Raw genomic sequence first — 14,737 nt, 5'->3', positions numbered from 1 at the left:
GTTCAACATGAACGTCCATCAATTCCTGCTGATCTTGCTCGCACGGAAGAAGATCATTCTGACGACCCTGCTGGTCACGGTTGCGCTGGCCCTTGGGGTCAGCCTGATCCAGGCCAAGACCTACAAGGCGACAGCATCCGTTCTGTTGAACTACAAGGGCGTGGATCCGCTGACCGGCCTGACCATGCCGGGCCAGCTGCTGCCTGGCTACATGGCTACCCAGATCGACATCATCAGCAGCAAGAACGTGGCGCTGCGGGTGGTCGATGCGCTGCACATGGCCAACAGCGCGGAAGTCGTCAAGCAGTTCAACGAAGATACCGGCGGCCAGGGCTCGGTGCGCGACTGGCTGGCCGACCTGCTGCTGAAGAAGCTCGAGATCGTGCCCTCGCGCGAATCCTCGGTGGTCGAGATCAGCTTCAAGGGCGCCGATCCGCGCTTCGCGGCGGCGGTCGCCAACGCCTTCGCCGACGAGTACGAGAAGATTTCGGTCCAGCTCAAGACCCAGCCGGCCAAGAAAGCATCGTCCTATTTCAATGAACAGACCAAGCAGCTGCGCGACAGCCTCGAAGCCGCCCAGGCCCGCCTGTCCAAATACCAGCAGGAGAAAGGCATCGTCAGCCTGGACAACAACCGCGTCGACGTCGAGCTGTCGCGCCTGAACGAACTGTCCGGCCAGCTGGTCCAGGCCCAGACCGCCGCCATGGAAGGCAATTCGCGCCAGGCCGCCGCCGGCTCGGCCCTGACTTCGCCGGACGTGGCCAACAACGCCCTGATCCAGCAGATGCGCGCCAACCTGGCGACCGCCGAAGGCAAGTTCGCCGACACCGCGCAGCGCTACGGCCGCAACCACCCGAGCTACATGGCCGCCAAGGCCGAGCTGGACAAGGTGCGCGGCGAGCTGAACGCCGCCCTCGGCACCGTGTCGCGCAGCGTCGGCGCCAACGCCCAGGTGCTGCGCGCCCGCGAATCCGAATTGCGCGAAGCCGTGGCCCAGCAAAAGACCAAGGTGCTGGAGCTGAACCGCGCCCGCGACGAACTCGGCGTGCTGCTGAAGGACCTCGACAGCGCCCAGCGCGCCTTCGACGCCGCTTCCCAGCGCTTCTCCCAGACCCGCATCGAGGCCCAGTCCGAGCAGTCCGACATCTCGCTGCTGAACCCGGCCGTGCCGCCGACCGAGCCTGCCGGCCCGCGCGTGCTGCTGAATACCCTGATCGGCATCCTGGCCGGCACCGTGCTGGGCGTCGGCCTGGCCCTGCTGCTGGAACTGCTGAACCGCCCGGTGCGCTCGCCGAGCGACGTCAAGGACATGCTGGGCATCCCGGTGCTGGGCACCATCGAATGGAAGCAGGCAGGACCCCGCACCGGCGGCATCCGTTCGCTGATGAACTCGCGCCGCCTGCTGCGGCTGAACTGACCGAGGACCGACCATGAATTCTCCGATGCTATCCGCCGTCCCCGCCGACCACGCCGCCGAAATGAGCATGGGCGCGCTGCTGCTCGATTCCGGCAAGCTGAATCCCGAAGATGCGGAGCGCGTGCTGCGCATGCAGAAGGAAACCGGAATCCGCTTCGGCGAAGCCGCCGTGCGCCTGGGCCTGGTGAGCGAGGAGGATATCCAGCAGATGCTGGCGCGCCAGTTTTCCTATCCCTATCTGCAGAAAGGTCAGGCCGGCCTGTCGCCGAAACTGATCGCGGCCTACGAGCCGTTCTCGCCGCAGGTGGAATCGCTGCGCGCGATCCGCAGCCAGCTGATGCTGCGCTGGTTCGCACGCGGACGGCGCGCCCTGGCCATCGTCGGCGTCGACCAGGACGACGGCGCGGCGCTGTTCGCCGCCAACCTGGCGATCGTGTTTTCGCAGCTGGGCGAGCAGACCCTGCTGGTGGACGCCAACCTGCGCGCCCCGCGCCAGCAGGATGCGTTCGCGATCAAGCCGCGCGCCGGCCTGTCCGACCTGCTGGCCGGGCGCGCCGACCTCGACGTGATCGCCCGCGTGCCGGCCTTCGTCGACCTGTCGGTGATGCCGGCCGGGACCCTGCCGCCGAACCCGCAGGAACTGCTGGCGCGCGAAGGCTTCCGCAATCTCAACACCCAGCTCGAGGCCCGCTACGACATCGTGCTGTACGACGTGCCGCCTTTCCAGGCCGGGGTCGACGCGGTGGCGGTGGCGAGCCGCGCCGGCGGCGCGCTGCTGGTCACGCGCAAGAACTACACCCGCATCTCGCACATCGGCCGCACCGCCGAGCAGCTGGTCGACGCCGGCTGCGAGATCCTCGGCTCGGTGGTGATGGAGTTCTGAGATGAACACGCTGGCCATCCGTTCGATGCAGCAGATACGTGCCGCACTGCCCGAATGGTGGCCGGTGCTGCTGGGCCTGGCCGTGCTGTTCGTGCCGACCTTCTACGACCTGTTCACCGGCGCCTGGGTCGGCGAAGAGCAGGGGCACGGCCCGATCATCTTCGGCCTGGCCTTGTGGCTGATCTACCGCAAATGGCCGGAGATGCTGGCCGCCACCACGCCGCCGCGCGCCAGCTGGGCCGGCTGGCCCATCCTCGTGTTCGGCCTGCTGTGCCACACGCTGGGCCGCTCGCAGAAGATCCTGATGCTGGAAGTCCTGTCCATCATCCTGGTGATGATGGCGGTGCTGCTGGTCAAGCGCGGCTCCCGCGCGCTGGGCGTGCTGTGGTTCCCCTTCTTCTTCATGATCTTCATGGTGCCGCTGCCCAGCGAATTCGTGGCCGCGGTAACGATGCCGATGAAGATGGCCGTGTCCTGGGCCACCGAGCACATCCTGTTTGCCTTCGGCTACCCGATCAGCCGCTCCGGCGTGATCCTGCAGATCGGCCAGTACCAGCTGCTGGTGGCGGACGCCTGCGCCGGCCTGCAGACCCTGCTGACTCTGGAAGCGCTTGGCCTGTTCTACCTGAACCTGATGCGCCATCCGTCCGCCTTCCGGAATATCGGCCTGGCGATCTTCATCATCCCGATTTCCTTCTCGGCCAACGTGATCCGCGTGATCGTGCTGACCCTGATCACTTATTACTACGGCGACGCGGCGGGGCAGGGCTTCCTGCACGGCTTTGCCGGCATGGTGCTGTTCGTCACGGCGCTGGTGCTGATCCTGTCCATCGACTCGGCCCTGCAGTGGACTATCCGGCACCGTTTGCACGGTATTGAGAAAGGTAGGGCCGCATGAACCGCAGATTCGTCGCCAGCGTGGTGCTGGGCCTGGCGATGGCCGGGACCACGGCCCTGACCGCGGCCCTGACACCGAAGCAGAAGATCGCCGACGCCCAGGCCAACTTCAGCCTCGACACCATGATCCCGACCCGCTTCGCCGGCTGGACCGTCGACGCCAGCGTGGTGCCGCTGGCGCCCGAGCCCTCGCAGAAGGAAATGATCGCGGCGCTGTATGACCAGACCCTGTCGCGCACCTATGTGAATGCGCAGGGGCAGCGGGTGATGCTGTCGATCGCCTACGGCGGCGACCAGAGCAAGCAGTTGCAGCTGCACCTGCCCGAGGTCTGCTACGTGGCCCAGGGCTTCGACATGCTCAAGGACCGGACCGACCAGCTGGCGACCGGCTACGGCACGGTGCCGGTCAAGCGCCTGGTGGCGCGCCAGAACACGCGCAACGAGCCGATCACCTACTGGGTCACGATCGGCGACAAGGCCGTGATGTCCGGCGTGGAGCAGAAAATGTCGCGCCTCATGTACGGCCTGTCGGGCCGGATCCCGGACGGCATGCTGGTGCGCGTCTCCACCCTGGGAACGGACGAGGCCGGCGCATACGCGCTGCAGGACCGCTTCGTCAACGAGATGCTGGGCGCCCTCGACAAGAACGGCAGGGCCCGGCTGCTGGGCGCCGCCACCACGCACGGATAAGGGCTTGCTATGCAGAACCTGACCCTCTACCTGTATACCTCGCTGCCTTTCATCATCGTCGCGCTGCTGTGCGTGATGGCGGTGATCGGGGCCGGCGTCGGGATGGTGCGGCCGCGCTGGCTGGCCTACGGCTACATGCTGGTCTTCTTCCTGATGAACTCGACCAGCTACGGCTCGCTGTCGACCATCTCCTCGCCGGGCATCTATACGCGCGGCTCGGGCATGCTGCTGTTCCCGTTGCTGTTCTGGATGATGCTGGCCTTCTGGTGCTGCGCCCGCGTATCGGCCACCTTCCAGGGTTATCCGGCGCCGCCGTGCAGCCTGCGCTCCTGGTTCCTGGCCTGGTTCCTGTTGCTGGTCGGCCATCTGGCGGTCGGCCTGTTCGCCGGCATCAAGCTGCAGGACATCCTGGCCGTGTCGGGTTTCTCGAACATTATCTGGATGGCGCCGCTGGTCTCGCTGCTGCTGCTGTGCTTCCGCACCCGCGAAGATGCGATCGAGCTGTCGCGCTTCATCATGCTGGCCGGCCTCGGCCGGGCGATGTTCGGCCTGGCGCGCTGGGCCGCCTTCGGTGGCGACCCGAACAACGTGTACGCCAACATGAATGCGATCAAGATCAAGCTGACCTTCTTCGACATCAACGACAGCCTGCTGTGCACGGTGGCCTTCGCGATCGCCGCGGTCAACCTGTTCCAGATCGTCAAGACCCAGCGTTCGAGTTTCTGGCGCCTGGTGGAGTGGGCGACCCTGGGCGCGACCGCCATCTGCGTGGTGCTGTCCTACCGCCGCAGCGCCTGGATCGGCTTCGTGCTGGCCTTCCTGATCATCATGATGCGCTTCCCGATGCGCCGCCGCATCCACCTGCTGGCGCTGGGCGCGCCGGTGGTCGGCGCCGGCCTGCTGTACGCGGCGCTCAAGCGCCTCGGCCAGACCAAGGGCGCGGGCCACGGCCTGTCCAGCCTGTTCTTCGACATGCAGTCGCACCGCTTCGGCGCCGAGAGCGAGCGCGTGATGGAGCTGAAGTTCGCGCTGGCCGACTTCATCTCGCATCCCTTCACCGGCATCGGCACCTGGGGCCGCTACACCGGCTACCAGCAGATCTCCTGGCAAGCGAATCCGGACGGCGGCCTGTTCCTGCACAGCGGCGTGCTGCACATCGCCCTGAAAGCCGGCCTGCCGGGCCTGATCCTGCTGGGCGGCACCATCTGGGCCTTCTGCGCTTTCGCGCGGCGCGCCCTGCGCACGGTCTCGCCCGAGATGCTGGGCCTGGCCACGGCCGGCGCGGCGGGACTGGCCTTCATGCTGCCCGACCTGCTGGTCGGCACGCCTTTCCCGCAAGTTCGCACGACCCAGATGCTGGCGATCTGCCTGGCCCTGCCTTACGTGGCGATGGCCGTGTGCCGCGCGCAGTCGGCCGTCGAAGTGGCGGCGGAGAGGAAGAAGCGCCACCACGTCAAGCTGGCGCCGGCGCAGGTCGCGGTTCGAGGTTAGCCGAGGATGAAGCTGAGCCTGCTACGTAACGCCTTTTCCAACCTGCTCGGCGCCATGATTCCGGCCCTGGTCGCCCTGGGGACGGTCCCGCTCGTGGTAAAGGGCCTCGGCGACGCCAGCTATGGCGTGTATTCGCTGGTCACCGCCATCGTCGGCTATTTCGCCGTCATCGACATCAACGTCACCGCCGGCTCCGTCAAGTACATCGCCGCCTTCAACGCCAACCGCGACAGGCCCGAAGAGCGCGAGCGCATCGACGAGACCGTGTTCTTCGGCCTGTCCGTCTACACCCTGCTGGGGGTGGCGGGCGGCCTCGGCCTGTTCTTCGGCGCGCATTTCTTCGTGACCCGCGTGTTCACGGTGGCGCCCGGCCTGGTGGCGGAGGCGACCAGGACCCTGCAGCTGGCGGCGCTCGGCTTCTTCCTCGGCCAGCTGCAAAGCTACCTGCAGAGCATTCCGCAGGCGCTGATGCGCTACGACATCGCCAGCCGCGTCGAGATGCTGTTCGGCACCTGCGTGCCGCTGCTGACGGTCGCCGTGCTGATGCTGGGCTACGGCCTGTTCGAAGTCATCCTGGTGCGGGTGGTGGCCAGCGCCATCAATTGCGCGGTGCTGTGGCGCTGCATCCGCCGCCTGCTGCCCGGCCTGGCCTGGCGCACGCCGGGGCCGGCGATCCGGCGCGGCCTGCTCGGCTTTTCGGCCTATTCCTTCCTGAGCCGCTTCGCCACGCTCTCGTATGCCTATGCGGACAAGCTCATCATCGGCGCCCTGGTGGGCGTGACCGGCCTGGCCTACTTTACGGTGGCCTCGACCCTGGCCAACCGCGTGCTGGGCCTGAGCTTCCGCCTGTCCAGCGTGTTCTTCCCGGCCACCAGCGCCCTGGCCGCGCGCGGCGAGCTGGACTCCCTGCGCATGCTGTATTTGAAGGCGAGCCGCTACGTGGTGTTCCTGAACGCCTCGGTGCTGGTGCTGGTCTCGGCGTTTTCGTACCAGATCCTGTTCTACTGGATGGGGCCGCAGTTCGCGCGCGCCGGCCAGGTCGTCCTTTCCGTGATGGCGTTGTCGCAATTCATCGACTCGCTCACCAGCCTGCCTTCGCTGGTCAACGACGGCATGGGCCATCCGCGCTACTCCGGCATGTTCGCGCTGGCGCGGGCGCTGTTCGGCCTGGTGCTGGTCTGGCTGGGCGTGGACGGCTGGGGCATCGAAGGCGCCGCCTGGGGCCACCTGATCGCCTCGATCCTCCTGACCAGCAGCTTCCTGGCCGCGGTGCATGGGCGCACGGTGCCGGCCAGACTGGCCGATTTGCTGCGCCAGGCCTATCTGCCCAGCGTGTTCGGGGTCGGGCTGGTCGCCATCGTGGCCGGCGCCGGCAACCGCCTGTTCGGTCGCGGCCTGCTCGACCTGGTGCTGCTGGTGCTGCTGACGATGGCGCTGCTGTTCGCCTGGGGCGCCCTGTTCGTGATCGAGAAAGACGACAAGATTCTCGCCTGGTCGCGCGTGAAAGGATTTTTATCGATGAGGAAACCTGTGTGAAGATCCTGATGGTTTCCGAAGACTTGCCGGGCGCCCAGATCGGCGGCCTGGGCAAGCATGTGGTCACCCTGTCCAACGCCCTGCTGGAGCAGGGGCACGACGTCGACATCATGGGGCGCAGCGACCGCTTTCATGCGGACGGCAGCAAGGAGATCGGCTTCAACGGCCGCCTGCTGCCGGGCTTCGATTTTTCCCGGCCCGGCTGGAAGGAATCGCAGCTGGGCTTCTTCAACCCGGTCAAGCGCCCCTGGTTCGCGCGCACCATCGCGCGCGCGCTGCTGCGCGAGGCGGCCAGGTACGACGTCGTGCACTACCACGGCCACCTGCCGATGGCGGGGCGCTACGTGCCGCGCGAGGTCAACTTCGTGCAGACCCGGCACGACCAGGGCAGCGAATGCGTGATCCACCTGCGTTTTAAACAGGAACACGTCTGCACCACGATGGACGCGCGCGATTGCGCGGCCTGCATCCATCCGACCCCGAACGCGCTGCGGCGTTCCGTGTCCGGGATGGCGGTGCGGCGCTACCGTTCGGAGACGGCCGATTCCTTCTCGCGCCACAAGACCATCTTCGTGTCGGACTTCCTGCGCCGCGCCTTCCTGCGCGCGGTGCCGGGCGCCGACCTGTCGCGCGCCCGCGTGATCCACAACTTCATCCGCTATCCCTACCTGCGCGAGCGCGCCGCCGCCCCTGGCGAGGTGGAGCAGGGCGAGGTGCTGCTGGTCGGGCGCATCGATTCGGGTAAAGGCTTCGGCGAGTTCCTGGCCCAGGTCCAGGGCTGGCTGCCCGCGCATGCGCGCGTGAGCATCATCGGCGACGGTCCCCTGCGGCCCCGGCTCGAGCAGAAATACGCGGGCCCGCAGATCCGCTTCCTCGGCTGGCGCGGCTACGACGAGGTGATCCGCAGGTCGGCGCGCAGCCACGTGCTGGTGATTCCCTCGGTGTGGGAGGAGCCCTGCGGTACCACGGTGCTGGAGGCGCTGGCCCTGGGCAAGCAATGCCTGGCGCTGGCGCGCGGCGGCACGCCGGAGCTGGCGGCTTACCAATACTACGACGGCCAGTTGCAGCTGGCCGAAACCATGCCGCGCCTGGTGGGGCGGCTGGCCGAGCTGCTGGGACGTGCGCCAGTGACGGTGCCGCTCCCGGCTTCCTTCCCCATGGACGTTTCAAACGCCATCCCCCGGATACTGGACTTCTATGCAGAATAATACGCACATCAAGCCGACCTTCTCGATCGTCACCTGCACCTGGAACAGCGCCGCCACCCTGGCCGACACCCTGGCCTCGGTGCAGCGCCAGACCTGCCAGGACGTCGAACACATCTTCGTCGACGGCGGCTCCACCGACGGCACCCTGGAGCTGATCGCCGCCTACCCGGGCCGCAAGCGCGTGCTGCGCGACGTCGGCGGCGGCATCAGCCGCGCCATGAACCAGGGGATCGAGGCGGCCACCGGCGAATACGTGGCGCACCTGCACTCGGACGACTATTACGCCACCGACGACGTGCTGGCCACGGTGGCCGAGCGCTTCGCCAGGGAGCGGGTCGACTGGGTGTTCGGCAGCGTGCAGGTGCTGAAGGACGGCGAACTGATTCCGCCATATCCGGTGCTGCCGTTTACTTACCGCTCGTTCGCCGCGGGGCGCGCCTCGGTACCGCACCCGGCCGTGTTCATCCGCCGCAGCGCCTTCGGGCGGGTCGGCATGTTCGACGAAAAGCTGAAGTACGCGATGGACATCGATTTGTGGCTGCGCCTGGGCCAGGTTGCCAGGCCGGCCACGGTCGACCGCCCGCTGACGGTGTTCCGCGACCACGCCGGCAGCGTGTCCTCGGCCAACAAGATCAAGGCGCGCCAGGAAGAATTCCAGGTGCGGCGCCGCTACATGAGCCAGGCGCCGCTGGCCTTCGGCATCTACTGCCTGCGTTACATGAAACGGATGCGGGCCTTGCGCGCGGAAGCGGCGCATTGAGCGTCTTATTGAACAGTGACTTGTGGTATGGATGACAAGTTTGGCAATTTGCTCTTTTAGTTTCAAAACAGTCTTTTCAGTTAAAAAACTGACTTGGCATTTTTGAAAATATTGCCTCTGCAAACTTGTCGTTACGCTCGTTGGATTTTCGCGATGGACGAGAAAAATCTTTGATTTCTAAGGGAATTTTTCCGCAAATCAATTGATGTGCGGTACTATAATTCGGAACCGGACAGCGCTTCTTGCTCACGAAAAGCGCGCGTCGCCGAATACGCCTGGCGCCACGCCGACGGGCCATCTCTTGTAAGTCTTAGTTAATATTCTCGGAGCTCCCACATGAAATTTCATCGGAAAGGAATCGTCCTCGCGGTCGCCCTGACGTCGCTGTTCTGCTCGTTCAGTGCGCGTGCCGACTGGGCGCAATCCACCGATCCCCTGGTCGTCCAGCCGGCCCCGGCCAATGGCCAGGTGCAGGCGCAGAATCCGCCGGGCTTTGCCTGGGCGCGCTACGCGACCGGCCCGGCCAGCTATGAAATCGAGATCACCCCGGTCGGCGGTTCGCCGGTAAAGGCCACCGTCGACCGTAACTGGTACCTGCCGACCAAGGCCCTGGCGCTCGGCAACTACACCTGGCGCGTGCGCCCGGCAAATTCGACCGATTGGTCGAGCCCGCGTTCCTTCGCGATCACCAGCAAGTCGGTCGCCTTCGAAGTGCCGGATAACGCCACCCTGCGCGCGCGCATCCTGGCCAAGGCCCGCCCGCGCTCGCTGCCGTCGACGACCACGCCGTACTCGACCTGGAACACCGCCAAGAAGACCGAGCTCGAGCCTTATCTGAGCCGCCTGACCAACGTCGTCAAGCTGCAGGCGGGTGCGCTGCCCGACCTGAGCGATGCGCGCTGGCCGATCGTCATCGGCGCCCCGCTGACCGCGCAGATGGCCGCCCAGCAGACCGACGTCCGCAACAAGATCAACGAAGCGACCAGCCAGATGGAAGCCGCGGCCCTGCTGTGGCGCATCAAGAAGGACCCGATCTACCTGACCGAGGCCATCAAGCGCGGCGACCAGCTCGCGTCCCTGACGCCGAGCGGCCCGACCAGCTACGCCAACCAGGACCAGGCCACCCGCCAGATCGCGCTGTCGCTGATCAAGACCATCGACATGCTGCCGGGCGACCTCGACGGCGCGCGCCGCAACCGCTGGCTGGACGTCGTGCGCGTCCGCACCAACGAGATGTACAACAGCCTGGCCGGCGACAACGGCCGCCTTGACCAGTTCCCGTTCGACTCGCACGGCAACACGCTGATGATCTTCATGTCGCTGATCTCGAGCCTGTCGCTGGGCGACATCCCGGACGCGCAGAAGTGGTTCGACTTCTGCTTCCGCGCCTACGTCAACAACCCGTCGCCCTGGGCCGGCCCGGAAGGCGGCTACGCCAACGGCACCGCCTACGCCGAGTACGCGGCCGCCTACATGGTCGCCCTGTGGGACTCGATCAACCAGGCCACCGGCGTGAACATGTACGCCAAGCCCTGGACCCTGGGCTTCCTCGATTTCGCGATGATGCTGACCCCGCCGGGCGCCAAGATCCACGCCTTCGGCGACGGAGCCGAGACCAAGCCGGATCCGCGCGTGTTCCGCGCTTTTGCACAGCGCATGGTCAACCCGCGCGCCAACTGGTACCAGTCCAAGCTGAGCGGCCTCGAGGATGCCATGCAGGTGCTGGAAGCGCCGTACCCGATGCCGATCGCCGGCAACACCGTGTTCTCGCCGCCGTCGAACGAGGCGTATTACCCGAGCACCGGCTGGGTCGCGATCCACAGCGATATCGGCAACACCAACCGCAGCTCCTTCTACTTCAAGTCGAGCCCCTACGGTTCCTTCAACCACAGCCACGGCGACCAGAACGGCCTGCTGCTGTCGGTGGCCGGCCAGCCGCTGCTGGTCAAGGCCGGCTGGTATGACTGGTACGGCTCGCCGCAGTGGCTGGACTGGTACCACCAGACCAAATCGCAGAACGCCGTCACCTTCGACGGCGGCAAGGGCCAGCTGGTGGACGGCTACCGCGAGCAGCTGCAGCGCAACGGCAAGATCACCGGCTGGTCGGTGAACGGCAGCTACGACTTTGCCGAAGGCGATGCGACCCCGGCCTACGCCGGCCAGCTAACCATGGCCAAGCGCCAGATCTGGTACATCAAGGGCCAGGATGCGATGCTGGTGCGCGACAAGCTGTCGGCGGTGGTCCCGCACACCTACGAGTTCAACGTCCACGCCCCGGTGGCGTTCACGGTGGAGAGCCCGTCGAGCGTGAAGATCTCGGCCGGCGGCCAATCGGTCTGCCTGCGCGACCTGAACGGCAACGCGCCCTTCGCCACCTGGACCGGCCCGGCCCCGAAAGCCGGCGTGACCGAAGCCCATGGCGCCTTCTACCTGAAGAACGACGGCAAGTCGGTTGCCGAGTTCCTGGTCCTGATGGACGTCGGCTGCAAGCGTCCGGCGGTCAAGATCGCGGCCAGCGGCGCCAGCCGCGCGGTCACCATCGGCAGCCAGACCATCACCGTCAACTAAGTCCCGTCAGCGCGGCTGGAATTGCGCCAGCCGCGCGCGCATCCGCGCCGCCAGTTGTTCCCGCAGGCGGTGCTCCACCGCCGACGCCGCATCCATGCGCTCGCCCTGGCGCTCGGCCTCCTCGAAGTCGTCCTCGTCCGCGAACAGCGAACGCGCCACCCGCGGATCGCGCTCGCGTGCCCGCTGCGCCAGCCGGAAGATGGTGCGCGCCGCGTCTATCCATTCGCCGCGCGCCTGCAGGCTGAGGTGCTGGTGCTGCAACTGGGCCTGCAATGCCGCCGTCAAGCCGTCCGAGATCGCCTTGCGCTGGTCTTCCGGATGCTCCTCGAGCACGGGCACCAGCTGGCGGGTCGCTTCGACCAGCCACTGCTGGACCAGCTTCCGGTGTTCCTCCACCAGTGCTTCCAGCGCGGCGATCACGGCCAGCGAGGTCGTGACGCCCTCCATCGACGACAGCCTTTCCACGGTCACCACCTTTTCCAGTTCGAGCGCGGTCTGGCGCGCGGCGTAGGCCTGGGACAGGGCCAGGCCGTTGCGCTGCAGCTGCAGCATCAGCTGGATGAGGGCTTGTCGGGGTGGGAGTTCCATGACTGTGGGATGAGTTGCGGCAGGAGTAGGATAACAGTGTACGCTTGCCTCCCGCGTGGGCACGGTGTGCCCACCCTACGTTAGAATCGGCGCATGCAGAGCCCATCGCCCGACTCCCCGCTGTCGATCGCCTTCATCGTCCGCGACCCCTTGCCGCCGATCCGCGCGGACGTCCTGACCCTGTTCGGCGCCGAGATGCCGCGCTATGGCGTGCACACCGAGCTGGTGGGGCAGGGCGGCAGCGAGGCGCCGGCTTCGCCCTGGCCGGCCGGCGGCATGCACGTGGTGGGCAGCCTGCGCTCGCGCTTCGCCAGCGTCTGCTCGCCCCTGTGGGACCTGGTCGGCCTGTGGCGCGCCTTGCGCAAGCAGCGTCCGCATTGCCTGCAGGTGCGCGACAAGATCGCCAGCGGCGTGCTGGGCCGCGTGATGGCGGCGCTCCTGCGTGTGCCTTTCGTCTACTGGATGTCCTTTCCCATCGTCGAAGGCTTCGAGGTGCGCCGCGACGACATCGCGCGCCGGGAACGGGGCGTCAAGGGACGCCTGAAATGGGCCGCGCACGCGCTGCGCGCCTGGGCCTCGCGCATCGCGATCTATCAACTGGTGCTGCCGGGCGCGCGCCACATCTTCGTGCAGAGCGATGCGATGGCCGACTGGCTGGCCGCGAAAGGTGTCGAGCGCGCGCGCATGACGGCGGTGCCGATGGGCGTCGACGCCGCCTTGTTCGACCGCGCCACCGTCGCCCCGGTCGGGGATGCACGCCTGGATGGCCGCCGCGTGGTGCTCTACCTGGGGCGCATCGCGCAGTCGCGCAAGTCCGATTTCCTGCTGGACGTCGCGGCACGACTACGCGAGGCCATGCCCGAGACCCTGCTGGTGATCGCCGGCGATGCGCCGTCAAGCGACGAAATGGCCTGGATGCGCCGCGAGATCGCCGGCCGCGGCCTGGAAGAGCACGTGCTGCTGACCGGCTGGCTGCCCCAGCGCACGGCGCTCGGCTATGCGGTACGGGCCGAGGTCGGGCTGTCGCCGATCCCGCGCGGCGCCCTGTTCGACGTGTCTTCGCCGACCAAGCTGGTCGAGTACCTGGCGCTGGGCATCCCCAGCGTGGCCAACGACATTCCCGACCAAAAGCTGGTGATCGAGCAGAGCGGGGCGGGGCTGTGCGTGCCCATGGAAGCCGGTGCTTTCGCCGACGCCACCCTCGAATTATTGAACAATCCGGAACGCGCCGGGCAGTTCGCGATGCGTGGCCCAACGTACGTAAAGAGCCACCGCACCTATGATATTCTCGGCCGAAATGTTGCACGAACTTATAAGAAGATCCTGATGGAGTAAGCCTTGATGTCGTGGACCCGGTCGCTCAAGTTTTCCCTGCGTTCGCTCGGGCGTGAACTGGTCCGCAACATATGGGGGCGTGCCTTCGTCTACCCGGCCCTGGCCAGGAACGAGCGTTCGCGCGAGCACCTGGCCCGCTACGTGGCGCAGCGCGCGGCAAAGGCAAGCGTGCCGCTGGACGGCGATCCCTTCACCTTGCCGCGCCTGGCGCCGGACACGCCGCTGCTCACCAAGCAGGACCTGCGCCAGCATCCGGAACGCCTGCTGCGTCCGCGCCGTTTCGGTTCCCTGATCCGCGCCACCATCAAGACCAGCGGCACTTCGGGCACCCCGCTCAGCATCGTGCAGTCGCTCGGCAACATGGTGCGCGAGGAGGGCTTCGTCTACCGCCAGATGCGCTGGATAGGCTGGCGGCCCATGCAGCGGCGCGCCTGGATCCGCGGCGACATCGTCTGCGCCGACCATCCGCCGGATGGCCGCTACTGGTGCCGCGACTGGGTCGCCAATATGCTGATGATGTCCTCGTACCACCTGTCGAATGACACGATCGGCGCCTACATCGCCGCGCTGGAAGCCTTCGAGCCGGTCGTGATCCACGCCTACCCATCCTCGATCGCGGCGCTGGCCGCCTGGCTGAACGCGCGCGGACGTCGCTACGGCGGCCGCAAGCTGCGCGGCGTGATGACCTCGTCGGAAACCATGGAGCCGGCGGTGCGGGCGGCGGTCGAGCAGGCTTTCGGCGTGCGCGTGTTCGACTGGTACGGCCAGTCGGAGCGGGTAGCGGCCATCGGCAGCTGCGAGCACGGCAGCTACCACGTGATCACCGACTACAGCGGCGTGGCCTTGCTCGAGACGGACAAGGAAGGCGCCTGGGAGCTGGTCGGCACCAGCCTGAACAACCTGGCGATGCCGCTGGTCCATTACCGCACCGGCGACACAGTGGTCCCCGGGGAAGATCCTTGCCCCTGTGGCCGCGTGTTCCCGACCATCAAGACCGTGCTGGGACGCCAGGAAAAAGTCATCACGCTGCCGGACGGCCGCCTGATCGGCCGCCTGGACCGCATCTTCCAGGGCCACGACCGCCACCTGGTCGAGGGGCAGGTGTCGTACCGCGGCAACGGCCGCTTCCTGCTCAGAGTCGTCACGACCGAGGGCTGGAGCGAGGCGGATACGCAGGCAATGATCGCCAAATTCCTCCTGCGCGTACCTGGCGTCGAGGTCGGCGTGCAGAAAGTCGAGGCCATTCCGCGCGGACGCAACGGCAAATTCGAGTTCGTCGTCGTCGAAGAAGACGGTGAACTGTGCGCACCCCGGGAAATTCATGATGTATGATCGAAACATTGCCCTATTAATAAGAGCGTGTA

Annotated in this window: 12 protein-coding genes; 11 read left to right on the top strand and 1 reads right to left on the bottom strand. The window is 66.7% G+C overall.

Going from position 1 to position 14,737, the window contains the following annotated elements; all coding sequences use genetic code 11:
* The first annotated feature begins 7 nt into the window (after positions 1–7).
* The 9 genes from epsF (at position 8) to ACFPO9_RS19325 (ending at position 11,450) form a co-directional block, all read left to right on the top strand.
* Positions 8–1,417, top strand: coding sequence for a chain length determinant protein EpsF (gene epsF / locus ACFPO9_RS19365; RefSeq protein ID WP_379773634.1), 1,410 nt, complete (start codon positions 8–10; stop codon positions 1,415–1,417).
* Between the two features lie 13 nt (positions 1,418–1,430).
* The gene (gene epsG, locus ACFPO9_RS19360) at positions 1,431–2,300 is read left to right on the top strand and encodes a chain length determinant protein tyrosine kinase EpsG (protein ID WP_379773631.1); all 870 of its coding nucleotides are present in this window, start codon (positions 1,431–1,433) and stop codon (positions 2,298–2,300) included.
* Position 2,301: 1 nt separating this feature from the next.
* On the top strand, positions 2,302–3,198 hold the full coding sequence (gene xrtB, locus ACFPO9_RS19355) for an exosortase B (RefSeq protein WP_379773629.1): 897 nt from the start codon (positions 2,302–2,304) through the stop codon (positions 3,196–3,198).
* Entirely contained in the window at positions 3,195–3,887 is a 693-nt protein-coding gene (gene epsI, locus ACFPO9_RS19350) for an exosortase-associated protein EpsI, B-type (protein WP_379773627.1), read from the top strand. Before xrtB ends, epsI begins: the two co-directional genes overlap by 4 nt.
* 9 nt (positions 3,888–3,896) lie before the next feature.
* Complete coding sequence (locus ACFPO9_RS19345; protein ID WP_379773625.1) at positions 3,897–5,378, top strand: O-antigen ligase family protein; 1,482 nt, start codon at positions 3,897–3,899, stop codon at positions 5,376–5,378.
* 6 nt (positions 5,379–5,384) lie between these two features.
* On the top strand, positions 5,385–6,914 hold the full coding sequence (locus ACFPO9_RS19340) for an oligosaccharide flippase family protein (protein ID WP_379773622.1): 1,530 nt from the start codon (positions 5,385–5,387) through the stop codon (positions 6,912–6,914).
* Entirely contained in the window at positions 6,911–8,122 is a 1,212-nt protein-coding gene (locus ACFPO9_RS19335) for a glycosyltransferase family 4 protein (RefSeq protein ID WP_379773619.1), read from the top strand. Before ACFPO9_RS19340 ends, ACFPO9_RS19335 begins: the two co-directional genes overlap by 4 nt.
* A complete protein-coding gene (locus ACFPO9_RS19330) occupies positions 8,112–8,882 on the top strand; it encodes a glycosyltransferase family 2 protein (protein ID WP_379773616.1) in 771 nt (256 codons plus the stop codon). The genes ACFPO9_RS19335 and ACFPO9_RS19330 overlap by 11 nt, the downstream gene beginning before the upstream one ends.
* A gap of 336 nt (positions 8,883–9,218) precedes the next feature.
* Complete coding sequence (locus ACFPO9_RS19325) at positions 9,219–11,450, top strand: heparinase II/III domain-containing protein (RefSeq protein ID WP_379773613.1); 2,232 nt, start codon at positions 9,219–9,221, stop codon at positions 11,448–11,450.
* 6 nt (positions 11,451–11,456) lie between these two features.
* Here ACFPO9_RS19325 and ACFPO9_RS19320 read toward each other — a convergent pair whose 3' ends face one another.
* Positions 11,457–12,038, bottom strand: coding sequence for a hypothetical protein (locus tag ACFPO9_RS19320; protein ID WP_379773611.1), 582 nt, complete (start codon positions 12,036–12,038; stop codon positions 11,457–11,459).
* Between the two features lie 93 nt (positions 12,039–12,131).
* Here ACFPO9_RS19320 and ACFPO9_RS19315 point away from each other — a divergent pair, with 93 nt between their 5' ends.
* The gene (locus tag ACFPO9_RS19315; protein WP_379773609.1) at positions 12,132–13,373 is read left to right on the top strand and encodes a glycosyltransferase; all 1,242 of its coding nucleotides are present in this window, start codon (positions 12,132–12,134) and stop codon (positions 13,371–13,373) included.
* Positions 13,374–13,379: 6 nt separating this feature from the next.
* Positions 13,380–14,705, top strand: a complete 1,326-nt coding sequence (locus ACFPO9_RS19310) for a phenylacetate--CoA ligase family protein (RefSeq protein WP_379773606.1) — start codon at positions 13,380–13,382, stop codon at positions 14,703–14,705.
* Positions 14,706–14,737 lie beyond the last annotated feature (32 nt).

Origin of the sequence: Massilia aerilata (assembly GCF_042656905.1) — a bacterium.
Lineage (GTDB): Bacteria > Pseudomonadota > Gammaproteobacteria > Burkholderiales > Burkholderiaceae_D > Telluria > Telluria aerilata.
This window is presented reverse-complemented; position numbering and strand designations above follow the sequence as displayed.